We start from the raw sequence: 25,898 nt of genomic DNA on the forward strand, positions 1-25,898 counted from the left end.
CCTGATTCTTGTTACAGTACACGGGCACTCCTTGCCCGCGCACTGTAACAGGATTTTGCCGATGCTTCGCATTCCGAATCGGCAAAATCCACTACCACCACTGTATTGTACGGAATTTTCAGTTCAGAAAATTCCTACCCATGAAAAGTAACTGATTCTTTTCCCAAAACGAAAAAAGACTCAGAGCAGCCACTTTGCATGGTCTCTGAGTCTTCTCACACTGATATACTGCTTTTACCGGTTCAGGATCTCCATAAATTCTTCCCCTGTGATCGTCTCCTTCTCGAGAAGATATCCGGCAAGTTCGTTTAATTTTGCTGCATGGTCTCTTAAGATTCCCATTGCCTTCTCGTACTGTGCCTTCACGGTAGCGATCACCTCGTCATCGATGGCTTTCGCTGTCTCCGGTGAGCATGCGAGGGAGGTGTCTCCGCCAAGGTACTGGTTCGTCACGGTCTCAAGGGCAACCATACCGAACTGGTCGCTCATACCGTAGCGGGTCACCATAGCGCGGGCAAGCTTTGTGGCCTGCTCAATATCGTTGGAGGCGCCGGTCGTGATGGAATGGAACATAAATTCCTCCGCCGCACGGCCGCCGGTCAGGGTTGCGATCTTGTTAAGTGCCTCCTCCTTGCTCATAAGAAGACGTTCACCGTCCTCCACCTGCATCGTATAGCCAAGAGCACCGGAAGTTCTCGGTATGATCGTGATCTTGTGTACCGGAGCGGAATTGCTCTGGCACGCTGCAACGAGGGCGTGGCCGATCTCGTGATAAGCGACGATCCGGCGTTCATTTTCCGATACGGACGCATTCTTCTTCTGATAACCGGCGATAACAGTCTCAACGCTCTCCTCCAGGTCAGCCTGGGATACAACGCGGCGTCCCATGCGGACGGCACGGAGCGCGCCCTCGTTGATAATGTTCGCAAGCTCGGCACCGCTGGCTCCGACAGTCGCTCTCGCGATGGCGTTAAAGTCAACGGACTCATCCATCTTGACATCTTTTCCATGTACCCGCAGGATCGCCTCACGGCCTTTGAGATCCGGGAGTTCCACCGGAATTCTTCTGTCGAAACGGCCCGGTCTCAAAAGAGCCTTATCGAGGGTCTCTGGACGGTTTGTGGCCGCCAGGATCACAACACCCTTTCGTCCGTCGAATCCGTCCATCTCTGTAAGAAGCTGGTTTAAGGTCTGCTCACGCTCATCGTTTCCGCCCATGCCGCTTCCGTCACGCTTTTTACCGATGGTATCGATCTCATCGATAAAGACGATACACGGCGCTTTCTCATTTGCCTGCTTGAAGAGGTCCCGGACCTTCGCGGCACCCATGCCGACGAACATCTCAACAAACTCAGAGCCGGAGATTGAGAAGAACGGAACATGCGCCTCACCGGCAACAGCCTTTGCAAGTAATGTTTTACCTGTTCCTGGAGGGCCTACGAGGAGCGCGCCCTTCGGAAGTGTGGCACCGATATCGGAATATTTTTTCGGATCATGAAGGAAATCAACGATCTCCTTTAAGGCGTCCTTCGCCTCCTCCTCACCTGCGACATCCGCGAATGTAACACCGGTCTCACTCTCCGCGTAGATCTTTGCATTCGATTTTCCAAATGTCATCGCGTTTCCGCCCATGCGCTTCGCCATGCTGCGGCTTAAGATCTGTCCAAGTCCGATCATGATCATGAATGGAAGGATCCAGTTTGTGAAGACTGCCATGATAGCGGATTCCTTCCGCGGGATCACCTTGTCGAAGGTCACTCCCTTACTGTATAACCGTTCTGTCAGATCCGGATCATCCCAGAGACCTGTCTTGTAGATCTGCTGTTTCTCATTGCTGTCTTTTGTGATGAATACGATCTCGCCGTTCGTGTCATCTTTTTCCACCTGTGCGACCTGTCCGTTGTCCACCATGGTCAGGAACTCGTTGTAGCCAACTTCCTTTACCTGGCTTTTCAGTGCGGACGGGAATACGAGTCCGTTTAACAGGACCGTCATGACCAGAATTATGATCATATAATAGAAAAATCCCTTAAATGAATTGAGATCATTCGGGTTCGGCTTTTTTCCGCCGTCTTTGGTACCCATACGTCTGCCTCCTTGATTTTCATTTTTCTGCAGAGCTTTTCATCGCATCCGAGCCTCTGCTGTTACTTTTTCTGCCTTTTACATGCTTTGTTTTCTGAAGATCTGCGTGAGATGACACCCTGTCATTTCGTGTGATATTTATCCTATATCAGGAAACATTGAAAGTCAATGGAATTTATGGAAGTTTCTGAAATGTTATATTTTTTTTAGAAATTACCATTTTTCTTTCTGTCCGGCGGAGTTTGCAGGTTTCCAAACTTTTTTTATTGTTCTTCTTGACAAACAATCCTTTTCGTACTATGATACCCATAACCAAACAAGAAAAACCGTTGAGAAAGAGGAGTACATTTTCGATCGTGTTTTCACAGAGAGCTGCAGGCGGTGGGATTGCAGTATTGCACTGGAAATGGAATGGACTTTCGAGGGCAGTCCTGAATTTTAGTATGGACTGACGGCTACCGCAGTCGTTAAGAGAGCGGCGTATATGTTGGTATACGAAAAAAGCGGACCGAAAGGTCAAATTGAGTGGCACCGCGGATATGAAATTCGTCTCAAGCATCAGATTCTAAATCGATATCTGATACTTGGGATTTTTTTTATACAAAAATAAGTGCTCTGCACCGTACAACATCCCGATCCCCAAAAACCTTCGCTCCACACCTCCAACAACTACTCGGCAAAACGGCGGTCGCCGCAACAGGACCTGCCGCAGCTGCAAAACATCTTTATCAAAAGTAGAAGAGGAGAACAAAATTATGAAAAAATCCATCAAAGCAATCATCGCAGCAACCTTCACCGCAGCACTCCTTGCAGGCTGCTCTTCTAACACAGCTTCCACCACAACAGCTGCTGAGACAACGACAGCCACAGCAACAGAAGCTGCCGCAGAGACAACAACGTCTGAATCCGCAGACGCAGCAGATACAGCTCTTGCAGACGGTTCCTACACCATCGGCATCAACCAGTTCGCAGTCCACGGCTCTCTCGACAACTGCCGCGAAGGCTTCCTTGAGGGGCTTGCAGAGAACGGTATCGTTGAAGGAAAGAACCTTACCGTATTAGAAGAGAACGCACAGGCTGACCCAGGGTTAGCAGCACAGATCAGCACAAACTTCGCCGGACAGAAGGTGGATCTCATCTGCGCGATCGCAACACCGAGCGCCCAGAGTGCATACAGCGTCGGCAGAAAGAACGACATCCCGGTCATCTATACAGCCGTTACGGATCCGGTTGCAGCCGAGCTCGCAAACGCTGACGGAACTCCGGTTGGCAAAGTGACAGGTACCAGCGACAAGCTTCCGGTCGAGCAGCAGCTCGAAATGATCCGCGCGATCCTTCCGGATGCGAAAAAGATCGGAATCATGTATACAACAAGCGAAGTAAACTCCGCTTCCACTCTGGCTGAGTACAAGGAAAAAGCCGCTGACTACGGTTTCGAGATCGTTGAATCTGGCGTTTCCTCCGCAGCAGACATTCCACTCGCTGCTGACAGCCTCTTAGAGCAGGTCGACTGCTTAAACAACTTAACAGATAACACCGTCGTTGCCTCCCTTCCGCTGATCCTTTCCAAGGCAAATGCGAAAAACATCCCGGTATTCGGAAGTGAGATCGAGCAGGTCAAGATTGGCTGCCTCGCTGCTATGGGACTTGACTATGTAGATCTTGGAAAGCAGACAGGACGCATGGCTGCAGAAGTTTTAAAGGGCGAGAAGAAAGCAAGTGAACTGAACTTCGAGGTGATCGAGACTGCTGCTTTCTACGGAAACTCCAAAGTCGCTGAGGATCTTGGAATCACTTTCCCGGAGGATCTTGCTTCCAACGCAAAAGAGTTATTCACTGAGATCACACAGTAGTTCAACAAATTTCATCCACTTTTAATAAGGAAGTCGGATGATCGGCAACATAAACCATCATGGTCCGGCAAAGCGATTTTCCGCTTCTGCCGGACTTTGCAGCAACATGTAATTGCGGGATTTTCCCCAGTTACTGATTTTCGGAGGATATCATGGCAATCTTATTAGGAATCTTTGAGGAAGGGCTGATCTACGCGATCATGGCCCTGGGCGTCTACATCACCTACAAGATCCTGGACTTCCCGGATCTGTCGGTTGACGGAACTTTCCCTCTGGGCGCAGCGCTGACCGCGGGACTGATCGTAAAAGGAGTTTCCCCAGTGTGGGCACTTCCGCTCTCCTTCTTTGCGGGTGTTCTCGCCGGATGCGTGACCGGTGTCATTCATGTAAAATGTAAGGTCCGCGACCTGTTTTCCGGTATCATTGTCATGACAGCCCTCTACTCCGTAAACTTAAGGATCGCCGGAATGAAGGCAAACCTTCCGTTCCTGTCCCAGGATACGATCTTTGACAACGAGTGGACCAGAAACAGTCTTCCGGCATCCGTAAGACCGTACATCGTTGTGATCATTCTGGCTGTGATCGTCCTGATCTGCAAGTTCGTTCTCGACTGGTACTTAAATACGAGATCCGGATATCTGCTCCGGGCGGCCGGTGACAATGATGCTCTTGTTACATCCCTGGCAGAAGACAAAGGCCGGGTAAAGATCATCGGCCTTGCGATCGCCAACGGATTCGCAGCCCTCGCAGGCGGAGTTCTCGCCCAGAAGCAGGCGTTCTTCGACATCTCGATCGGAACCGGAACCATGGTCTTCGGTCTCGCAAGCGTGATTCTCGGAACACAGCTGTTCCACCGCTTCGGAAAGCTGAAGGCGACCACCGCTGTTATCGCAGGCGCAATTCTCTATAAAGCGTGTGTCGCTTTCGTTATTTCCATGCGGATCGTAAAGGCGACCGACCTGAAACTTATCACCGCGGCAATTCTTCTTCTGATCCTGATCGTCAGTGATTCCATGAAGAGAAAGGGGGCACACCATGCTTGAGTTAAAAAACATCAGTAAATATTACAACGCAGGCACTGTAAATGAAATGTGCCTCTTTAACGATTTCAACCTCAGCATCGATGACGGCGAGTTTGTTTCCGTTGTCGGCAGCAACGGATCCGGTAAAACATCCATGTTGAATCTGATCTGCGGCAGCATTCCGGTGGATTCCGGCACCATCGTCATGGGCGGAACCGATATCACAAAAATGCCGGAATACAAGCGCCAGCGCCGCATCGGCCGCGTCTACCAGCACCCGGCGATGGGAACCTGCCCGAATATGACGATCCTCGAGAATATGGCTCTCGCGGACAATAAGGGAAAGCCGTTCAATCTTCTCCCCGGAACAAATAAAGCCCGCATTGACTTCTACCGCGACCAGTTGAAAATCCTTGGTCTCGGTCTTGAAGATAAACTGGGTGTAAAAGTCGGTGTTCTCTCCGGTGGACAGCGTCAGGCGATGGCTCTTTTAATGTCAACCATGACTCCCATCGAATTTCTGATTCTTGATGAGCACACGGCCGCTCTCGACCCGAAGACGGCAGATATTATTATGGAACTGACCGGAAAGATCGTTGCAGAAAAGCACCTGACGACCATTATGGTCACACATAATCTCCGGTTCGCTGTAGAGTACGGAAACCGTCTTCTGATGATGCATCAGGGGCATGCGGTCATGGATAAAAAAGGCGAGGAAAAGGCGAACACGAAAGTGGATGATATCCTTGACATGTTTAACGCGATCAGTATTGAATGCGGCAACTAATGCGCACCTCGCGCGGACGCTTGTGACAGTCTACATCTTCGCGCGAGTGCGCATCATTGGCACGTTAGTGCCTTTTATGTAACAGGGAATTTCTCGGAATTTCCTGTTACATAAAAAAGAGCTGTATGCGGCCGGAACTGGAATGACCAGTTTTCGGGGCATATGGCTCTTTTCGTTTTTGGGGGTATTGACTCATTGAGTCGAATCGCTCACTCGCAAACACGCGCTTCGCGCTCTATTGTCTGCTTCGCAGACAGTTTGCTCGTTAGCGGCGCAGGAAAAACAAATGTCGCCGGAGGCGCCGCTTGTTTTTCCTCTGCGCTCGCTATATCTTTATTTTCGTCCACTTTCCACTCTTAAATCTCCAGTTCGTCAGGCACACTCTCACGATCTGGTCGCACACGATTCCGAGCCAGATACCGACAACTCCAATCTCCAGTACATAGCAGAACAGGTACGCACAGGACGGGCGGACGATGGTGATGCTGAGGGTCGAAGCACAGGTGGTGAACACCACATCTCCCGCACCCCTGAGGCAACCCATGTAAATGACCTGGGAGATCTGCAGGAGTACGATCACAGTCATGACCTGCATGATCCGGACACCCATGGCGATAATATCTTCCTCAACAAAGTACAGGTGAAAATACCAGTTTCCTAACGTCAGGTACAGGATCGACAATACGATGGAGATCATGTTTCCGATCCTCTGGCAGATTGTTCCATACATGACCGCCAGATCCGGGCGCTTCTCCCCGAGACTCCGCCCGCAGAGCGCAACGGCAGCCACCTGCATGCCGTCGCCGAAGGAGAATGACAGGTTCATGACATTCATGGCCACCTGGTGCGCCGCGTAGGCCGAGGTTCCTAGTCTCGCCGCCATGATCGATACAAGAAGGAAACCGGTCCGCATGAACACCTGCTCGATGAAAACGCTGGAGGCGATCTTTGCCATATTCTTTGCCGGTTCCAGGGTGATGCGGACGCGCTCTTTTATAATGTAGGGAATGCTGACAAAATTGTCTTTCGGGATCAGGGAGCAGATGCTCATAATGCAGGCAACCACGGTTCCAAATACAGTCGCCAGAGCCGCGCCCGCGATTCCCATCGCCGGAAAGCCAAGATGACCCTGAATCAGGAGATAATTTCCGATCATATTGACCACGTTAGAAGTCACGTTGGTTCGCATGGCGATCTTCGTGTTTCCGGCACCGCGCTGGGAGGCGTTGATGGCCATGGAGATGATATTGAAGATCATGCCGCCCATGATGATCCGGAAATACAGGACCGCGCTCTCCTGAGTGTCCTCGTTGGCACCGCAGAAGCGGATGATCGGTTCCGCAAAAACCACCGCCGCTATGCTGATCAAAATTCCGACAACGACTGTGAAGATCAGCGCCATCAGGAGAACCTGGTTCGCGCCGATCCGGTCTTTCTCACCGCGACGTCTCGCCACCAGGGCAGATACGGATACATTCATGGCGATAAAGATACACAAGCCGATGAATTTCGGCTGCGTTGTCAGACCTACTGCCGCCACCGCGTATGCGCCGATGGAGCTCACCATCAGCGAGTCCACCATGCCCGCCAGGGCAATAAAAAAGGACTCCATCACCGCAGGCCAAGCCATCTGGAATGCGATCTGGTATCCTTGTTTTCCTCCACCCATAAATTTCTGAAGTCTCGTCTTTTCGTTTTCCGGCATTCTCATCACTCCTGTATGTCTGCTTTTGGCATCTTTAAAATATTTTTCGGTGTGTTGCTCTGATTCTTATTAGATTTATTATACAATACGGTGAATGTAAAATCAAAGTAAAAATTAGTAACTGTGAAGGTACCGAATTTCTAACATTGAGGGCGTAAACAGTAACGGTACCGAACAGTTACAATAAATATAGTTTTATGGTAACTATTCAGTACCTTCATAGTTACGTGCAAAAATCCATTCCAGATCAGCTTCGCTGATGGGATTTTTGCCTTCCAGCCTATGTTTTCTTACGGTCAGCGCAGCAAGTGCGCAGACCTACTGAACAGTTACGTTTTATGTAATCTTGCTTCATCAGCACTTTTATCGTACAATTATTATGTTGTCCAACCGATACCCGGCAACGGGAGGAGGTGGGTCTTTTGAATTTGATACTTTCGTTTCTTGTCTCCTGTGCGGCTGGTGTAGCCTGCCACTACATCATCAAATGGTTAGATGGAGACAAGTAGGGCAACACTAGCCTGGTGGTTTCTTATCCACCATAAAAAATAAGAAGAACCCCTCAGTATTCGCGGTACTGAGGGGTTCATTCTTTTTTGTCCTTTGAATCTGATACTTTCTTTGCCTAACGGCATTATATCATATGTGTTTTTTATTTGCAATATTCCAACACACGTTTAAAGCTGTATTTTTATATGCAGTGTTACTGTACACGCATGCGTGTACAGTAACGTGATTTTGCCGATGCTTCGCATTCCAAATCGGCAAAATCTGCTACCAGAAGTGTATCGTACGGAATTTTCAGTTCAGAAAATTCCTACCCGTGTACAGTAACTATGCAGTTACTGTTCCTCCTTGCGCAAACAGTAACTGATTTTGCCGATGCTTTCCAGATTGGCATAATCCACTGCCACCGCTGTATTGTATGGAATTTTCAGTTCAGAAAATTCCTGCCCGTGCACATTGACCGGTACCGAACAGTTACAATAAATATAGTTTTATGTAATCTTATTCCATTTGTGGTTCTACCGTATAATATTTATGTTGTCCAACCGATACCCGGCAGCGGGAGGAGGTGAGCTTTATGCAGTTTTTATTTTCATTTCTTGTCTCCTGTGCGGCTGGTGTAACCTGCCATTACATCATCAAATGGTTAGATGGAGACAAGTAGGGCAACACTAGCCTGGTGGTTTCTTGTCCACCATAAAAAATAAGAAGAACCCCTCAGTATTCGCAGTACTGAGGGGTTCATTCTTTTTTGCTATATGCAGTTTTTATTTTCTTTGCCTAACGGCATTATATCATATGTGTTTTTTATTTGCAATATCCCAACACACGTTTAAAGCTGTATTTTTATATGCAGTTACTGTTCCTCCTTGCGCAAACAGTAACTGATTTTGCCGATGCTTTCCAGATTGGCATAATCCACTGCCACCACTGTATTGTACGGAATTTTCAGTTCAGAAAATTCCTGCCTGTGTCCAGTAACTATATGCTGCCTGCACCATTTTTCTCAGCTTCTGGAAAATCCCAGTGTCTTCTCCAGATCCTTCTTAAACGTCAGCACATCTGTGGAAAGCTCCGCGATCCGGGCATCAGTCATGCGGCTTACAGGGGCGGAGATGCTGAGGGCATAGACCGGTTCCTTGTGGTAGTCCGGGATGCTGACCGCAATACAGCGTACACCTTCCTCGTTCTCCTCATCATCCATCGCATATCCGGCTTCCCGAACCCCGCGGATCCGATCCATGAGATCTGACAGACTCGTCACTGTATACGGAGTCAGGGAGGTGATCTCAGAACTGTTCCAGATATCTTCGATCTCAGGATCCGGCAATTCCGCAAGCAGCGCTTTGCCGACACCGGAGCAGTATAACGGGATCCGGCTCCCAACTCTCGACACCATGCGGATCGAGCTGACTGTGGACTCCACTTTATCGATATACACGGCCTCCGTTCCCTCTCTGCGGACCAGATGTACCGTCTCTCCCGTCTGCTCCGAGAGCTTCTTCAGAGACGGATGGATCAGGGACGCCATATTCGTCTGTTCCAGGATCTTACTTCCGATTTCCAGAAATTTTAAGGACAGCGCATATTTTAAGGATTCCTCATCCTGACGGATATAGCCCATGTACTGGAGCGATGTCACGAGGCGGTGCGTCGTGCTCTTATGAAATCCAAGCTCAGCGCTCAGATCCATGATCCCCATAGGACCATTTTCCGCCAGACGCTCGATCACCTGGAACAGGCGCTCCGCAACCTGGATCGGATTTTTTCCTGTTTCTTCCATTCTGCTTGTTCTCCTATCTAACCCGGCAGATCATTCCTGCCAGCCGGGTATTCGCGCAGATATAACTGCAGTTTCCTGCGCAATTTCTTAATTTATGCCTGTTTGGCAAATCTGCGGATTGCCGTGCAGTCCACTGCCGATCATATAAACCGTGTCTTCTTCGTCATTTCCACGAACTCTCTGTTCGTCCTTGTGCGGGCAAACATATCCAGGATCTTCTCCACAGATTCTTCTGCCTTCATGGAGTTTGTCGCCTTGCGAACGATATCCACAGCTTCCGCTTCCTCGCTCGTAAGCAGGAGGTCGTCGCGTCTTGTGCCGGACTTTAAGATATCGATGGCCGGGAAGATCCTCTTCTCGGAAAGTTTTCTGTCGAGTACAAGTTCCATGTTGCCGGTACCCTTAAATTCCTCGTAGATCACGTCATCCATACGGCTTCCGGTATCGACGAGGGCTGTTGCGAGGATCGTTAAGCTTCCGCCCTCTCTCATGTTTCTCGCTGCACCGAAGAATCGCTTCGGCATGTGGAGAGCCGCCGGATCAAGACCGCCGGAAAGTGTGCGTCCGCTAGGCGGAACAACGAGGTTGTAGGCTCTCGCCAGTCTCGTAATACTATCCAGAAGGATCATCACGTCGCGTCCATGCTCTACAAGACGTCGCGCGCGCTCGATCACCATCTCAGAAACGCGTTTGTGGCGCTCCGGGAGCTCGTCGAAGGTGGAATAGATGACTTCCACGTTCGGTCCCACAACGGATTCCTTGATATCTGTGACTTCCTCCGGACGCTCGTCAATCAGGAGGATGATCATATGCATGTCCGGATAGTTTGTCGTCACGGCTTTTGCCACCTGTTTTAACAGGGTCGTCTTACCTGCCTTCGGCGGGGACACGATAAGACCACGCTGTCCTTTACCGATGGGGGCGAGAAGATCCATGACTCTCATGGCCGTCGTATTTTTTCCGCCTCTGACTTCCAGATTCAATCTCTGGTTCGGGAAGATCGGGGTCAGGTCCTCAAAGTTCGGGCGGCGTTCCACGACACTTGTCGGGTAGCCGTTGATCGTCTTCACATAGAGGAGTGCCGCAAATTTCTCTGTTGCGGATTTCACTCTGCGGCTTCCGCGGATGATATCACCGGTCTTCATATTGAAGCGGCGGATCTGGGACGGAGCTACATAGACGTCGTTGTCGCCCGGGAGGAAGTTCTCGCAGCGGATAAATCCGAAGCCATCCGGCATAACTTCCAGGATTCCGTTTGCCTCGATGCCGCTGTCAAGGTCCTGGAGGTCGTTCTTCGGGTCCGCAGTGTAGCTCTGAGTTCCCTGGTTTCTTGTCTGGTAACCTGCCTGGTAGGTTCTTGTGCTCTCCTGGATGCCCTGGGCGTCCTGGACACTGTTCTGGCTCTGGCGGTCCTGATAGGAAGTGCCCTGTGTCTGTGCATCCTGGCCTGCGGACTGGCTGTTCTGTCTGTCCTGATAACTGCCGCTCTGACGGTCCTGATAGCTGCCCTGACGGTCCTGGTAATTATTCTGGCGTTCTCTGTAGTTATTCTGGCGGCTCTGGTATCCGCCCTGGCGGTCATTTCTCATCTGGCGCTCGCCGCGGTCCTGACGATCAGATCTCTCATAGCGTTCGGTTCTCTCCTGACGTCCTGTATGTTCCTGACGGTCTGCACGCTCTGATGCCGCAGACGCCCTCTCCGGTGCCGCGCTTTCCGTTCTCGCGCTTCCAAAACCGTTTCCAGAAGCTGCTGCCTCTACAGCTGTCCCCTGTGCCGGCACTGCTGTACTTTCTCTATTTTCACTGTTTCCCGCCGCTGCCTTTTGGCTGTCGGCGCTCTCCGCTGTCTCGCAGAGACGGTCAATTAATTCTGCTTTTCGTAAGCCGCTGATATTCTTGATTCCCTGGCTCTTTGCCAGCTCTTTTAACTGAGTCAGCGGTAATGTCGCTAATTTTTCACGCATAATGGATACTCCTTCATTCTTATTCCGGTTTTATCGTCTCGTTGGGAATCATAAAAGATTGTAACAGCCTCTCCGTCCCCGGACCGGCTGCCTTTGAACCATTAGATTTGAAACTCTTCTCCGATGGGATCACCGCAATTACGCAGTATCGGAGGATCAGTATATCTCATTATAACGCACACATTATAAAAAAGAAAGAGGGAATTTTACAGATTTGGAATACGAAGCATCTGCACAGTTCCCTCTTTCTTTATTGTCTGCAGCATCTACAGCTTAATTGTCTTACCGCGTATACAGCGCTCAGGCAGCTCAGCGAATTATTTCACAAAATTCCTTATTCTGTCTCCCCGGCTTCTCTCTTGATAAACTCCATATGCTCCCGGATCTTCTTCTCATACCCGTTCTCCGACGGCTCATAAAACCGCATTCCCTCCACTCCGTCCGGCAGGTACTGCTGGGTGACATAGTGGTTCGGGTAGTCGTGGGCATACTTGTAGCCGAGACCATGTCCAAGCTTTTCAGCGCCCTTGTAGTGCCTGTCCTGAAGATGGGCAGGTACCGGCATGGTCCGCGTATCCGCCACGGTCTTCATCGCTTTTGCGATCCCCATGTATGCCGCGTTGCTCTTCGGCGCGGTGGCGACATAAGCTGCCGCCTGGGAGAGGATGATCTGGCTCTCCGGCATGCCGATCCGCTCAACGGCCTGGGCCGCGCTCACCGCCACCACCAGGGCATTCGGGTCCGCGTTTCCCACGTCCTCCGACGCACAGATCATGATCCGTCGGGCAATAAATTTCACGTCCTCGCCGGCATACAGCATCCGCGCCAGGTAGTAGACCGCAGCGTCCGGGTCAGAACCACGCATGCTCTTAATGAACGCGGAGATCGTATCGTAGTGGTTGTCCCCGTCATGGTCATAGCGCACCACCCGTTTCTGGATACATTCCGCCGCCACATCGATCGTGATATGGATCTTTCCGTCATCGGATTTATCTGTCGTCAGGATTCCCAGCTCCACTGCGTTCAACGCCGCTCTCGCGTCGCCGTTCGCCACATCCGCCAGGAAATCCGCCGCCTCGTCGGTAATATCGGCGCTGTAGGTTCCCATTCCTTTTTCCGTATCATAAACCGCCCGCATCACAAGTTCCCGGATATCCTGCTTTTCCAGCGGTTTTAACTCAAAGATCCTGGATCTTGACAGCAGGGCGTTGTTCACCTCAAAGTACGGATTCTCCGTTGTCGCGCCGATCAGGGTGATCGTTCCATCCTCCACAAACGGAAGCAGATAGTCCTGCTGGGACTTATTAAAGCGATGGATCTCGTCCACGAAGAGGATCGTCTTCTGCCCGTACATACCGATGGAATCCTTGGCGTTCTTTACGATCTCTTCCATATCTTTTTTCCCGGCTACAGTCGCATTGATCTGCTCGAACCGGGCACTTGTCGTGTTTGCGATCACTTTCGCCAGAGTCGTCTTTCCCGTTCCCGGCGGACCGTAAAAGATCACGGATCCAAGCTTATCCGCCTTGATCGCGCGGTAGAGGAGCTTGTCCTTCCCGATAATATGTTTCTGCCCGACCACCTCGTCCAGAGTCGTCGGACGCATCCTGGATGCTAACGGCGACTCCTTTTCCATCGTGTTCGCTCTCATATAGTCAAATAAATCCATGGCTGCTGCCTTTCTGCGTTTTGCAGCGCTCCGTTTCCGCATGAAATATCACCATCTGCGCGCTGCATCCATTACCGCTCTTTTTGCAGGTCTTAATCGACCATCAGTTCGTCTACTGTAACAAAAGTATACCCTTTCGCTGTCAGGTTGTCAATGATCCGGAACGCCGCTTCCACAGAGGTTTTGAACTCGTCATGCATCAGGATAATGTCCCCGTCCTCCGTATCTTTCACCACTTTTGCGGTGACTTTCTCCGTATTTTTCAACCGCCAGTCGATGGAGTCCACATCCCAGAATACGGGGATCATGTCCACGGCCTCCTCCAGCTTCGCATTCCAGTTCCCATAGGGCGGACGGACATACTCCGGCAGGGTCCCGGTTACTGCCCGGATCTTCTCCCGTGCGGCCCAGAGTTCTTTTGCTGCGTCGGAAAGCTTCTCTTTTGTGAGATCCTTGTGGGTCATACAGTGAACACCGATGAGATGTCCGTCCTTTGCCATCTGCTTTACGAGATCCTCATTTCCGTCGATGCATTCGCCCACGAGGAAAAAGGTCACGCGGATTCCGCGTTCCCTGAGGCCGTCTAAGAGCGGCTTTGTGTATTTGGGATTCGGGCCGTCATCAAAGGTGAGTGCCGTATACTTTTTTGCGATGTCTTCCTGCTGGCCGTACAGATCTGATACAGCCTTTTCCGATCGTCCGGCTCCGCTGTGATCATGTCCCGAAACCTCAGTGGTCATCCCTTCGCCCGGCACAGGGATTCTTCCCGTATCAACCGGTTTTCCCTCGTGCGTATCAAATATTTCCCCTCTTCCCTTCCACATCCGCACTGCCCCCCAAGCCAGGATCATATCCACGATCAGGATCACAATAAAAATAAAAACTTTCTGTTTGAATTTCATACGCTCCTCCAGCTGCATGTATTACCGATACGTAACTGTTCGGCACTCACAGTTACGCGCAAAAATCCATTCCAAATCGGCTGTGCCGATAGGATTTTTGCCTTCTATTCTAAGTTTTCTTACGGTCAGCGCAGTAAATGCGCAGACCTACTGAACAGTTACATCGATACAATATATGCGGCCGCCCCACACTTTACCGCTCTGTTTTCTCCCTCAAAAAAGACAAAGCCCCTGAAACAGCTGTATTGGGGATAAGCTGCTTCAGGGGCTCTGCCTGCTCAATATGTACCATAATATTTCCCTTTTCAGGGAAATCCACACCGGGAACATGAATTTTTTCGCCGTGGCGAGACAGCGGGCCTCCCGGCCTTCCATTTTCCTGGCAGGCATCCAATCTGCCAGAAAACCGGTCTCTATCACATCCACCACGATGTGATTCTGCAACGATCCGGCGTCTTCATAGCTGCATGATCTCGTAACTGTTCAGTACCGCTATCATTGCATGTTTTCTATAACAAGGAGTGAAATACATCTGTCTCAAGTGGGTGGACTCGGGATCCCTGTGAGTGGATCCCTGGTCCGGAAAAGGATGGGTATTTATAACTGAAAGTTTGTTTTCCTTCCTTTTTGTTTGGTGTCTTCATTATATGCCATACTATATGGAATGTCAATAGTTATTTCAGACTTTTTGTTTGCATTAATGTTATTTTGTTGACAAACAGTTTGTCATATGCTATTCTGGACTTACATCGAAGCCTGCAGAGGCATTTCTTTATACCTCTGTTTTGTTATTTTTTTCACATAGCGTATATACGGCGAACACCCCGGGGAGATGTCCGTTTTTGACGCTTATCTTATGGGGGTACATTTATGGAAATTTCCCAGTATCTTGACTTTGACTTTCTGATCCGTTTTCTCGAGGGACTCCAGAAATTTTTAGGCGAAAACAGCGAGATCCTGATCCACGATTACCGGAAAGGATACGATCACACCATCGTTTACGCCTTAAACCCGGCGGTCAGTGGCCGTGCGGTTGGCGGTTCACCGAAGGGCGGAATGATCACACAGCTCGGAAAAGACATCGAGCCGATGAAAGACAGCATCCAGACCTTCTCCAATGGACCGAAAGACCGTTTCTATAAATCTTTCACCACGCTGATTCCGGACGAAAGCGGAAAGATCGTTGGATCTGTCTGTGTGAATCTGGACGTCTCGGATCTCCTGAATGCGCAGCGTGCGCTGGGTGCTTTTGTTCAGTACCCGATGACCCATCACGCGCCGACAAATGATATCGATGCCCTGGCCACAAAAAATGTGGATGACATTCTTAAGTACTACATGAAACAGGCGGAGCTTCTGGTCGGAAAACCGATGGGACTGATGAACAAGGAGGAAAAGATCCGCGCATTGGACTACCTCGACCAGAAGGGTGTCTTCAAAATTTCCAAGACCAGCGTTCTTCTCTGCGAGACGCTTCAGGTATCAAAATATACGCTCTACAACTACCTTGAGGAAGCACGGAGCGGACGTGGGGATAACAGCAGCGAAGAATAGCTCGCTTCTCATAAAAAACCGGAGTACAGGCATCTTGATATACTTGTACTCCGGTTTACATTTCTCGCAACTGTTCAGTACCTGCATAGCTGCAAACAAAAAGCCCATTCTATTAGAGCTGTTTCTGTGCCACCTCAATAACACATTCATGTTTCTTAGTCACTCTGTCATAATTAATTCCAACCAATAGCAGATTTCCCTGATAATCTTTTAAAGCACTTCCATAATTCTTTTCTTTGATCTGGTTCAGCGCACCGGCTGCGCTTTTATCCCACTTCAGTTCAATCACCACCGCCGGTTTATCCAGATGCGTCTTGCGCGGAATCATACATATATCAGCAAAACCTTTTCCTGAAGGTAATTCGCGGATCATCGTATAGTATTCCCGTGCAAAATAGAATGCAAGATTGACCGTGCAACTGAGCGAATTCTCGTCATTATATTGAAGAATAGACATTTCCTCATGCGCTTTATCAATTCCGGAGGCGACAGTATCCGCATCCATTGCCCACAATGCCTCTAATAATTTTCTGGATGACTCCACGGAATCTGCAACTCCATGCCAGTTCATTGTACTGATCGCATTTACATACTCCTGTGAAACCTCTTTGTTTGGTATCGCTGCAGTTTCTCTGATACTGTCATAGGTTAAATATCCAAGATGAACCAGTAATGTCAGAATATCATCTTTTGTCGCAAATGTGGTCATATCATTGCTGAAGGTTCCAATATTGATTGATACCGACTCACCTGCAAGCATTCTCACCACTGAATCCTGCAGACCATCCATATCCATTTGGATATAAATCTTCAGAGCTTCATATGTTTCTGTCTGATTCCAATAAGTACCGAATTTGTGCCGCAGCATGGCTTCAACAACAGACTTTGGACTGTACATGGAGTAATATCTGTCACCCGATTGATGATGAGCAATCAGATCATATCCATCATACCACTGTTTTGCCTCATCGAAACTCATTTGATACTTTTTACACAGGTCCGATACTTCCTGCTCTGTAAATCCAAAATATTCTGCCATATCACCAGGATCTGTCATGGAATACTCAGTAAACATGTTAAGTGCCGAATGGGATCCATATTTTTTTATAGGCAGAATTCCTGTCATATAAGCCAGAGCAACATAATCCTTGTCCTTAAGCCACGCGCGAAGAAAATCCAGATATTTTTTCTGCGCATTCTGATCCTGCTGATACTCCCGGAAAAGGCAGTCCCACTCATCGATCAGAATCACGAAAGAACGCTTTGTTTTCGCATAGATATCTTTCATCACCTGAATCAGATTATTTTCATCCCGGAACCGAATATCTCCAAAATGTTCCATAAGATCAAACACCAGGTATTTCTGCAGCATGGCCAGCATATCATCCATGTCGTGGGTCATGCTGAGAAACTCCTGCATATTGACTTTGATGACATCATATTGGTTCAGATGAACATGGTAAGAAGCTGCCCCACTGATTTTTAGAGACGCAAACAAGCTGGAGGAATCCTCTCCCCGGTCATAATACGCAGCCAGCATATCTGCTGCCATTGACTTTCCAAAACGCCTTGGCCGACTAACACACAGAAACTTCTGCCGGGTATTCAGAACCGCATTTGTCTTCTCGATCAGTCCTGTTTTATCCATATAAATTTCCGAGTTTAAACTTTCCTGAAATCCTTTGCTTCCCGGATTCAGATAGCTTCCCATGTGACTCCCTCCCTGCGAAATATATTTATATTACTCTTATTATACCTGATTCTGATTGAGATCACAAGAACCGTCCGCCTTTATGCCTTATGAGACCCCTTCCGATAACAGAGTGTCCTGATCACGAGCTACCGATGATCAGCCGAACGTCTGCCAGACCGGCAGGTTCAATTTTCTGTCAGATCGTCACATTCTCCAGCACCTTCAGCTGATCCAGCCCCGCGCTTCCACCTGAGATCAGGAAGCAGACCTTCTCATCCTTTTTCACCTTCGCAAGTCCCTGTAAGACCGCACCGACGGTGATGGCGGAGGACGGCTCGCAGAAGATCTTTCCCTCTGTCAGGAGCAGCTTCCATGCTTTTAACAGATACTCATCCTCCACATCAAAAAATCCGTCCACGTTCGCCGCCACATACGGATAGCACTGGTCTCCCGGCATCTGGGACACAAGAGCGTCCGCGATAGACTTCTTCTGTTCAACCTTCACCGGCTTTCCGGCCGCCAGACTTGCGCTGTATCTCGGAAGCGCTGCCGGCTCTGCCCCGTAGACCTTAACACTGTTATCCATACCCTTTACCGCCGTTGAGACACCGCCGATGAGTCCGCCGCCGCTGACCGGAACGATAATCGTATCGATCTCCGGACACTGTTCCAGAATCTCGATTCCCGCGGTTCCCTGTCCGGCCATAATCTCCTCGTCGTTGTACGGCGGAACCATGGTCGCATTTTTCTCCCTGCAGATCCGCTCCGCAACGTCAAACCGCTCAGATGTCTCACACTGAACGACCTCCGCTCCCAGCTCTTTGATCGCATTTACTTTAATAGCCGGTGCCGTATACGGCATCACGATCGTCGCCTTTGCACCAAGCTTCTTTGCAGTATACGCCACTGCCTTTCCGTGGTTTCCCGAAGATGCCGCGACGATCCCGCAGCTTAACTGCTCCGGTGTCAGCATCCTGATCTTGTTGACCGCTCCGCGGAGCTTAAATGCGCCGGTGATCTGCATGCACTCCGCCTTCAGATACACCTGACAGCCAAGGTACTCGTCCAGCTTTTCCAGACGGATGAGCGGTGTTCTCGTCGTGTACGGGGCGATCCTGTTTTTCGCTTCAAAAATTTTTTCCAAGGTAAGAGACATATGTTTTTCCTCCTCTGCGTTGATGCTTTGATTGTACCATCCGAAACCCCAGATGTAAAACAAAAGAGAGCCAGATTTCTCTGGCTCCAAAAAAGAGGTATTTAAACATATGAGATTGAGCTAAATATAAAGGGCAGGTCTTCTGTCTTTAAAGGATGGAAGTTTGCTCTCCACTTCCTTGATCCGATCCGTATCCACATATACCGGAATCAGTTCTTCTCTTTCATTTCCAGCTGCAAAGGCAACTCCCATCGGATCGACTGCTACACTCTCACCCATCGCTGTGCCTCCGCACTGATCGCACGCAAATACGAAAAATGTGTTTTCCAGTGCTCTGGAGGTAATCAGTGTACGGAACTGATGACTCTTTAAATCGCCTTTGAACCATGCAGTCGGCATAATGACAATCTCAGCTCCTTTGGCCTTCTGGTAACGTGCTACTTCCGGGAAACGAACTTCGTAGCAGACAAATAAACCGAGTTTTCCAAACGGAGTATCTACTGGCTCAAAAAACTTGTCTCCAGCTTTATACTCATTGGATTCCTTGTATCCGAACGCATCATATAAATGCGTTTTTCTGTAAGTCTGTACGATTTCTCCCTTGTTATTCACCATAACAACTGTATTGTAACAGCGATGATCAGCCGGATCCTCAATGGTCTCCTTCATTCCGAATGTGAGCCATACATCATGATCTGCGGCTAATTTTTTCATTCCCTGCACAAATTCTCCGTCCAGCGGTTCCGCAACCGCATTTGCTGTTGCAATGTCTGTACCAGCCGGAAAACGGCTCATAAAAGTTTCTGGGAAAAGAATCATACCCGGATGATATTTTTCTGCTGCTTCCTTTACTAAGCTGTCAGCTTTCTCGAGATTATCTTTTGGATATTCAGTTGGTGCGACCTGTGCCATAACAAATAAGCTTTCCATGTCTTTCTCCCACAGAATTTATTTCCCTTATCATACTACATATCACACACTTTTTCTATATACAGATTCAGTGTTTTATTTGGCCCTAAAAAGCCATTTTTTAGATTCCGACAGAATACAGAAAGAGACAGGCATCCCCGTCTCTTTCTTATCGTACACAGTTCTTTCCCCCATTATCAGCTCTTTACGATCGACCGATTATCTTTATCCCCACACCATCTTTCTTTTCCTACTTAACCCACTTTTCAACCTTTTCCACATGGAATCCAACAGCATGGGCTATCTGCTCCAGCGGCAATCCTAGTTTTCGAAGATTTATGGCCGTCAATTCAGCCTGCGTCTCTCGTCCTTCCTCATAACACTCTTTTTCCACCTCATCCATTGTCCGGTACATCTCGTTCACTCCCTTCGAATTTTCCTTGAGATACCTTGTTCTTTCTGCCAGCAATCCGTAATGCATGTCATCTGCATCTGCGCAGTTGAAATCATGCATCAGCTTTCCAATGGCGGAATCGTCACGGTACTCTCCGTTCACATATAGAATATGTGCCCCATCACCAAACGGTTGGTTTAATGTCTGATTCATATTCTGGATCATATACACCGCCTTTCCCGCCTGATAATAATCCTTTTCTGTGATAAAAATCACCCCCCTCAAATTGTATTTTTTCAACAATCCTAAAAAAGCGGATCTGATATGAACTGTTGATTGTGTGACTTTTCCCCGTAGGGCTCGCCGAGATAGGTTTCGAAAACACGTGTTATTGCCGGATTTTTGTTTTTATCCCTACTCACCCATACAATAAAACGTAAATTCTCCTTCTGCCAGGAGCTTCCCCGTATCGGTCTCCACGACCTCAGCTTTTGTAAAGCAGACGGTCTTCCCGCGCTTTGTGATCTGCGCCAGACCCTGAATGTTTTTTGCGCTGCTGCCGCGAAGGAAACGGAAAGAGCTGTCCAGAGTCACATATTTTCTTCCGTCATTCCTCGTTACAAGTCCCGCGGCAACCTCCGCCATCACGAACATCAGGCCGCCGTGGACGGTCTGCATAGCATTCAGGGAATCCTCTGTGATCTCAGCCCGGACCTCGGCCCGGTCTTCCGATAATGCGACCGCACGGATCCTGTTGTGGAGCATAAATGGGTTTGTTTGATTCACACGCTCCATCTGTTCTACATACGTTTCTTTTCCGGGATTCTCCATATCATTTCCTCCACATTTCTACTTCTGTCCTTCTGCTTTTTCACATGATCTTCTGTCTATGACGATGATCATTTATTCGTGCAGTTTGCAGCATCGATGGCGATTGCCAGCATCAGTGCCATAATTTCGTCCTTCGGATCCAGAATGTCGATCACATAGGTGTCGCCCCAATGGAACGGCTTCTTTGAAATATGAACCACCGCACAGCACTCCTCATACACATCGTAGTCCCAGGCCAGAAAATCGCCCTCACACCGCCATCCGTTGTAATCCAGTTCATACCGCGGCTTAAAGAAGGTAAACTCTTTCTGCACACTTCCGAATTCTTTTCCATCGATCTCGATATCGAATGCCGGAAGCAGGGTAAGGAGGCGTTGTTTCACCATGCCGACTTCCCGTCCGCTCTTGTCGTATACGTGGATCTGATGCCCCAGTGCAAAAAATTCCGCTTTTACAAAGTATTTTGGTTCTTCCTTCTCATCATACACATCGTATGTATCGGTCCATGAGAAAACTCTCTGTTTGATCAGTAGCTGCATAGGCTTCTCCTTTCTTAAAACGTCCGCTCCCATCCCGCAAACGCCTCATCCACCGCCGCCAGATATTCCGGCACATGCTGGGATTTGCGGATCTTTTTCGCAAGTTTTTCGCTGTCCGGTACTTCAGCTAACATATAGCTCCATAAATCTTTCATACGGAAAAGAAGATTTCTGTCGCCGGACATGGTCTCGCGGTAATATTCAAAGATCTCATCGTGGAAGGCACGGATCCGGGGCATGAGATTGTCTCCCGTGTTTCTGGACTCCGGTACTGTCTTTTCCGTCTGCTCCGGTGATGTCTCTTTGTTTCCGTTTTCTGTTCCTGCACAGACCTGGGCATTTTCCACACCGGCTTCTTCTATTTTTATCAACTCTGCCAGTGCCGGATTTCTGATGAGTCCCCTCCCGATCATCACGTTTTCCACCGTCGGGAATTTCTCCCGAAACTTTTTCATATGCTCTGCCGTGAACAGATCTCCGTTGTACACGACGGGATTCCGGCTCTCCTTTAAAATATCCGCAAAAACATCAAGATGCGGAACACCTTTATAAAACTCCTTCTGGATCCGTGGATGCACTGTCAGCTCGCTGATCGGGTACCGGTTGTAGACCTCCATGATCTCCGGCCACTCTTCCACTTCATTCTTTCCGATCCTGGTTTTAACAGAGATCTGGAACTCCCCGTTTCTCACCGACGCGTCCGAGAACACTTCATCAAAAAAACGATCCAGATCATCCGGGTAAAGTAAAAAACCGGAACCTTTTTTCTTCGCTGTGACCGTCCCTGACGGACATCCAAGATTCAGGTTGATCTCCCGGTATCCCATCTCTGCTAATTTCTTTGATGCCAGAAGAAAATCTCCCGCCCGGTTCGTCAAAATCTGCGGCACCACCGGTACCCCCGCATTATTCTCCGGCAGCACATCCCGCATCTCCTTCACGCTCATCCCCTGCTCCGGTCCCGGTGCCAGAAATGGTGTAAAATATTTGTCTACACCACCGAAATACTTGTGGTGCAGATTCCTGTATGGATATGTTGTGATTCCCTCCAATGGGGCGAAATATAGATGCAGCATGTCATGTTCCTCGTATCTTTTCGTAAACTCACAGTTCTTCCTGAACTGTTTTTCTTATCGTACCACATTTGGAACGTCAGAGCAAATTATAAAATCTTCTATAACATGCTAAGGTATGGATATCTGACAGCAATTCTTATTTCTTTTGCTCTGACTCATTCGGACCTGCTCGTCCACTTAACCATTTTTCTGCAGTTATTAACACAATCTATTTCATTTTTCTGCACGTATAAATACGTGTCTATTTTTCATTGACTAACACATCTGCACCTGTCATAATCAAAGAAGAAATCTATATGAAAACCTCAGAACTGATAAAACTGTTAATGCGTGCGAAGTGCCGCAGCATTCGAAACGAAAGCCGTCATGACATCTGGTATAGTCCAATGACAAACCGTGAATTTCCTGTTACAATTTTCCCTTTTTTTCTCTGCCTTTTCTCTGGAAAACTATCCTTTTTTCATCTATACTATATTCATAGTCCCATTACGACATCATTGCTGTTTATCTCATTTGGAGGTGCTTTTATATGACAGAACTCAGTATTCATGAATTATCCCTTGGTTTTTCCCATGACAGACAGATGCTTGTGGAGTTTCTCGCAAAGCATCATTTAAATTATGAGGACGATATCGAAGCGGCGTTCGGCGTGTTTGATTCCGATGACAATCTCACCGGATGCGGATGCTGCGCAGGAAATCTTTTAAAATGCTTTGCGGTGGATGAGAGTCTCAGAGGACAAAATGCTCTCGGAAGTCTCGTGTCCAGACTTGTCGAAAACCGGTTTGAGGCAGGGCATTACGATCTCTTCGTGATCACAAGACCGAAAAACAAGGTGCTCTTTACATCCTGCGGATTTTACCCGCTGGCAGAAACCGAAGCTGTCCTGATGCTGGAGAATAAGAAATCCGGACTGGACAACTATTATAAGAAATTTCTCGCTGGGACAGATACCGATGAGAACGTGGGCTGTATCGTCATGAACTGCAATCCCTTCACGAAAGGTCATCTCGCCCTGATCACTTACGCCGCTAAGGCATGTTCCCTGCTCCATATCTTCGTGGTTGAGGAGAACCGGTCCAGGTTCCCGTTTGCGGACCGTCTGAAGCTTGTCCGGGAAGGTACAGATCATCTTCCGAACGTCATTGTGCATCCATCAGGACCATATATGATCTCCAACGCTACATTCCCGACCTACTTCTTAAAGGACGACGAGGACGCGGCGAAGATCCAGAGTGAGCTCGACATCACACTGTTCGCGTCGAGGATCGCGCCGCTCCTTCATATTACAAAACGTTTCGCCGGGGAAGAGCCTTTTGATCCGGTAACAAGGCGCTACAACGAGGCGATGATCCGCATTCTCCCGAAATACGGCATCTCCTTCATCAAGATCGACCGGATCACCACAGAGGGACCGGATGGAAAGCCGGAGGTCATCAGTGCTTCCAGAGTTCGGAAATTGTTGGATGAGCAGGGCGTGACCGACGAAGTTCTGTCGCTGGTGCCGGAGTGTACGGCGGAGTATTTGAAGGAAAGCTTTAAGTAACTGCGAATTCTCCTGCCAATCCTGTTCTCTGACGTTTTTCCAGATGCATGATAGCTGAAATGCTGTGCGAAAGTAAAGCGGACATTCGCAATCCGCTTCGCTACTTGCTCATGAACGCAGTTGCTTCGCGATCTGTCAGTGGGAGCTTTCAACTCCCACTGACATAAGCATCCCACTCACTCACCGCTTAGTGCTCCGCGCACTTGAAGCGGGGGAATGCTTATCTGCGTTCAAAAAGTCTTTGCACAGCATTTTCTGCATTTAGGAAGTTCGAATTAAATTCCAAATGGAGTGTTTTTTTATGAACCTGAATAATGTAATTACCGGCTCACCGGTGACTTCCGTGGAACTTCGCGCCGCCAGAGACCGGCGCGTCCTGAAAAAATGGGAACTTCTTACTACCGGCGGGGAGATCTGTCTTGTGGAGTTTTCCTTAAATATTGCCGGGACAGTCAAGACGTTTCCCTTCGCCCGGGCGGCATTCCGGGAGGAAGTACGGGAACTGTCTGACCACCTCTCCCGTTTCTCTGTTCTGAAAACGGAGGTTTATGAGAAAAATACCGGTGACTGCGCGTTCTTTCTTTTAAAGTCCCAGGCCATACAGGTCAAAAAATTTCTCGTCTCCGTCGAGGAAAGCCACCCTTTGGGCCGTCTCTTCAACCTTGACGTCTGCGGTCCCGATGGAATTTCCGTAAAGCGGCATGATCTCGGACTTCTCCCCAGAACCTGTCTTGTCTGCGGGGAAGATGCCCATGTCTGCGCACAAAAAAAGTCCCATTCCATGGAGCTGATCCAGTGGCAGACGGCAAAGCTCTTCCATGAATTCTTCCGGGACCGGGCAGCTGATCAGGCGGCTTCCGCGGCGGTACGGGGACTGCTCTACGAGGTTTCAACCACCCCGAAGCCGGGACTGGTGGATCGGAACAACTCCGGCTCCCACAAAGATATGGACTTTTTTACATTCCTTGACAGCAGCGCCTCCCTGATCCCGTGGTTCCGGGAATTCTTCTGCCTGGGATGGGATCACAGCAGTGAGCCGGACGGACAGCTCTTTGAACGGCTTCGCTACGCCGGACAGCGGGCGGAAACCGCCATGTTTTCCGCCACGGGCGGGATCAACACCCACAAGGGGCTTGTCTTTGCCTCGGCAATCCTCTGCGGGGCGCTTGGAAAAGTTCACGCGGGGCGGGAGCTTCCGCTGCCGTTGGAGGATGTGCTTCAGGAATGCAGGAAGTTAGGGGAGTGCTCTCTCGCAGATCTGCATCGACTTCCGAACGTGCAGACTCCGCTTCCCGGTTCCGAAACCCAACATATTTCCGGACATACACCTGACAAGATGCAGTCCGATCCGCAAAGCGCTTCTGCCCCCGACGTCAGAACACATTTCGTATCACTTTCTACGAACGGGGAACGCATCTTTACCGCCTACGGTATCCAGGGTGCCCGCGGTGAGGCGGCTGCCGGTTTCCCATCCGCAGTCCAGATCGGTCTGCCATCCCTCAAAAAATGGCTTTTCTCCGGTTTCTCTTTAAATGACGCCGCCGTCATGGCTCTTCTCACCCTGATCTCTGAAGTTGACGACACCAATATGGTTCACAGGGGGGGGACGGAGCTTGCGAAAAAAAGCAAAGAGCAGGCAAAGCGCCTGCTCTCCACTGTCACAAAAGAAAATTTTAAAGAGACCCTGAACTCCCTGGACCATCAGTACATCACAGACAACTTAAGTCCCGGCGGCTGCGCAGACCTTCTCGCCGTCAGCCTGATGTTCTATTTTCTGGAATCTGCCGGTATGATTGCGAATATTTAAGATGGTCCAAAGGCGCTGCTCATGCCGCGTGGGGACCGCTTCTTTCCACCCTGCCAGTAATTTCTTCTGAGTATGTGAGACCGGCAGCTTCCACCGTTGGCAGCTTCTTCTAAATA

Annotated in this window: 20 protein-coding genes and 1 other annotated feature; of the genes, 6 read left to right on the top strand and 14 right to left on the bottom strand. The window is 49.2% G+C overall.

Features of this window, described 5'->3' with window-relative positions:
• Window positions 1-234: 234 nt before the first annotated feature.
• Window positions 235-2,085, bottom strand: a complete 1,851-nt coding sequence (gene ftsH / locus GPK83_RS13675) for an ATP-dependent zinc metalloprotease FtsH (RefSeq protein ID WP_215705017.1) — start codon at window positions 2,083-2,085, stop codon at window positions 235-237.
• Window positions 2,086-2,405: 320 nt separating this feature from the next.
• Window positions 2,406-2,642: a binding site (T-box leader), on the top strand.
• A gap of 198 nt (window positions 2,643-2,840) precedes the next feature.
• On the opposite strand from ftsH, the gene GPK83_RS13680 reads away from it, so the two are divergent.
• From GPK83_RS13680 to GPK83_RS13690, 3 genes are all read left to right on the top strand, one after another.
• The gene (locus GPK83_RS13680) at window positions 2,841-3,938 is read left to right on the top strand and encodes an ABC transporter substrate-binding protein (RefSeq protein ID WP_215705018.1); all 1,098 of its coding nucleotides are present in this window, start codon (window positions 2,841-2,843) and stop codon (window positions 3,936-3,938) included.
• A 152-nt stretch (window positions 3,939-4,090) separates the two neighbouring features.
• Window positions 4,091-4,981 (top strand): ABC transporter permease, encoded by an 891-nt coding sequence (locus GPK83_RS13685; protein WP_252196364.1) that lies wholly within the window; start codon window positions 4,091-4,093, stop codon window positions 4,979-4,981.
• A complete protein-coding gene (locus GPK83_RS13690; RefSeq protein ID WP_215705019.1) occupies window positions 4,974-5,747 on the top strand; it encodes an ATP-binding cassette domain-containing protein in 774 nt (257 codons plus the stop codon). The genes GPK83_RS13685 and GPK83_RS13690 overlap by 8 nt, the downstream gene beginning before the upstream one ends.
• Before the next feature lie 325 nt (window positions 5,748-6,072).
• Here GPK83_RS13690 and GPK83_RS13695 read toward each other — a convergent pair whose 3' ends face one another.
• The 6 genes from GPK83_RS13695 to GPK83_RS13720 all read right to left on the bottom strand — a co-directional run bounded on the left by GPK83_RS13695 (window position 6,073) and on the right by GPK83_RS13720 (window position 14,721).
• Window positions 6,073-7,452: an MATE family efflux transporter gene (locus GPK83_RS13695; protein ID WP_117551723.1), complete on the bottom strand. Its 1,380-nt coding sequence runs from the start codon at window positions 7,450-7,452 to the stop codon at window positions 6,073-6,075.
• A gap of 1,513 nt (window positions 7,453-8,965) precedes the next feature.
• Window positions 8,966-9,742 (bottom strand): IclR family transcriptional regulator, encoded by a 777-nt coding sequence (locus tag GPK83_RS13700; RefSeq protein ID WP_117469192.1) that lies wholly within the window; start codon window positions 9,740-9,742, stop codon window positions 8,966-8,968.
• Between the two features lie 140 nt (window positions 9,743-9,882).
• Complete coding sequence (rho, locus tag GPK83_RS13705) at window positions 9,883-11,706, bottom strand: transcription termination factor Rho (RefSeq protein ID WP_015553319.1); 1,824 nt, start codon at window positions 11,704-11,706, stop codon at window positions 9,883-9,885.
• Between the two features lie 334 nt (window positions 11,707-12,040).
• Window positions 12,041-13,375: a replication-associated recombination protein A gene (locus tag GPK83_RS13710; RefSeq protein WP_215705020.1), complete on the bottom strand. Its 1,335-nt coding sequence runs from the start codon at window positions 13,373-13,375 to the stop codon at window positions 12,041-12,043.
• 92 nt (window positions 13,376-13,467) lie between these two features.
• The gene (locus tag GPK83_RS13715) at window positions 13,468-14,277 is read right to left on the bottom strand and encodes a polysaccharide deacetylase family protein (RefSeq protein ID WP_015553317.1); all 810 of its coding nucleotides are present in this window, start codon (window positions 14,275-14,277) and stop codon (window positions 13,468-13,470) included.
• Window positions 14,278-14,538: 261 nt separating this feature from the next.
• Window positions 14,539-14,721, bottom strand: coding sequence for a hypothetical protein (locus GPK83_RS13720; RefSeq protein WP_215705021.1), 183 nt, complete (start codon window positions 14,719-14,721; stop codon window positions 14,539-14,541).
• 426 nt (window positions 14,722-15,147) lie between these two features.
• Here GPK83_RS13720 and GPK83_RS13725 point away from each other — a divergent pair, with 426 nt between their 5' ends.
• A complete protein-coding gene (locus tag GPK83_RS13725) occupies window positions 15,148-15,831 on the top strand; it encodes a helix-turn-helix transcriptional regulator (RefSeq protein WP_215705022.1) in 684 nt (227 codons plus the stop codon).
• A gap of 112 nt (window positions 15,832-15,943) precedes the next feature.
• Here GPK83_RS13725 and GPK83_RS13730 read toward each other — a convergent pair whose 3' ends face one another.
• The 7 genes from GPK83_RS13730 to GPK83_RS13760 form a co-directional block, all read right to left on the bottom strand.
• Entirely contained in the window at window positions 15,944-17,542 is a 1,599-nt protein-coding gene (locus tag GPK83_RS13730) for an AAA family ATPase (RefSeq protein WP_215705023.1), read from the bottom strand.
• Window positions 17,543-17,720: 178 nt separating this feature from the next.
• Window positions 17,721-18,680: a threonine/serine dehydratase gene (locus tag GPK83_RS13735; protein ID WP_215705024.1), complete on the bottom strand. Its 960-nt coding sequence runs from the start codon at window positions 18,678-18,680 to the stop codon at window positions 17,721-17,723.
• 120 nt (window positions 18,681-18,800) lie between these two features.
• Complete coding sequence (locus GPK83_RS13740) at window positions 18,801-19,610, bottom strand: carbon-nitrogen hydrolase family protein (protein WP_215705025.1); 810 nt, start codon at window positions 19,608-19,610, stop codon at window positions 18,801-18,803.
• Window positions 19,611-19,839: 229 nt separating this feature from the next.
• On the bottom strand, window positions 19,840-20,196 hold the full coding sequence (locus tag GPK83_RS13745; RefSeq protein WP_252196365.1) for a hypothetical protein: 357 nt from the start codon (window positions 20,194-20,196) through the stop codon (window positions 19,840-19,842).
• 201 nt (window positions 20,197-20,397) lie between these two features.
• Complete coding sequence (locus GPK83_RS13750; RefSeq protein WP_215705026.1) at window positions 20,398-20,814, bottom strand: PaaI family thioesterase; 417 nt, start codon at window positions 20,812-20,814, stop codon at window positions 20,398-20,400.
• Window positions 20,815-20,882: 68 nt separating this feature from the next.
• Window positions 20,883-21,353, bottom strand: a complete 471-nt coding sequence (locus GPK83_RS13755; protein ID WP_117469300.1) for a hypothetical protein — start codon at window positions 21,351-21,353, stop codon at window positions 20,883-20,885.
• 14 nt (window positions 21,354-21,367) lie between these two features.
• Entirely contained in the window at window positions 21,368-22,429 is a 1,062-nt protein-coding gene (locus GPK83_RS13760; protein ID WP_252196366.1) for a tRNA-dihydrouridine synthase family protein, read from the bottom strand.
• 529 nt (window positions 22,430-22,958) lie between these two features.
• Here GPK83_RS13760 and citC point away from each other — a divergent pair.
• The gene (citC, locus tag GPK83_RS13765) at window positions 22,959-23,975 is read left to right on the top strand and encodes a [citrate (pro-3S)-lyase] ligase (protein WP_215705027.1); all 1,017 of its coding nucleotides are present in this window, start codon (window positions 22,959-22,961) and stop codon (window positions 23,973-23,975) included.
• A 301-nt stretch (window positions 23,976-24,276) separates the two neighbouring features.
• Window positions 24,277-25,782: a citrate lyase holo-[acyl-carrier protein] synthase gene (citX, locus tag GPK83_RS13770; protein WP_215705028.1), complete on the top strand. Its 1,506-nt coding sequence runs from the start codon at window positions 24,277-24,279 to the stop codon at window positions 25,780-25,782.
• Window positions 25,783-25,898 lie beyond the last annotated feature (116 nt).

It is taken from the genome of Clostridium sp. MCC328 (assembly GCF_018785465.1).
Lineage (GTDB): Bacteria > Bacillota > Clostridia > Lachnospirales > Lachnospiraceae > Pilosibacter > Pilosibacter fragilis.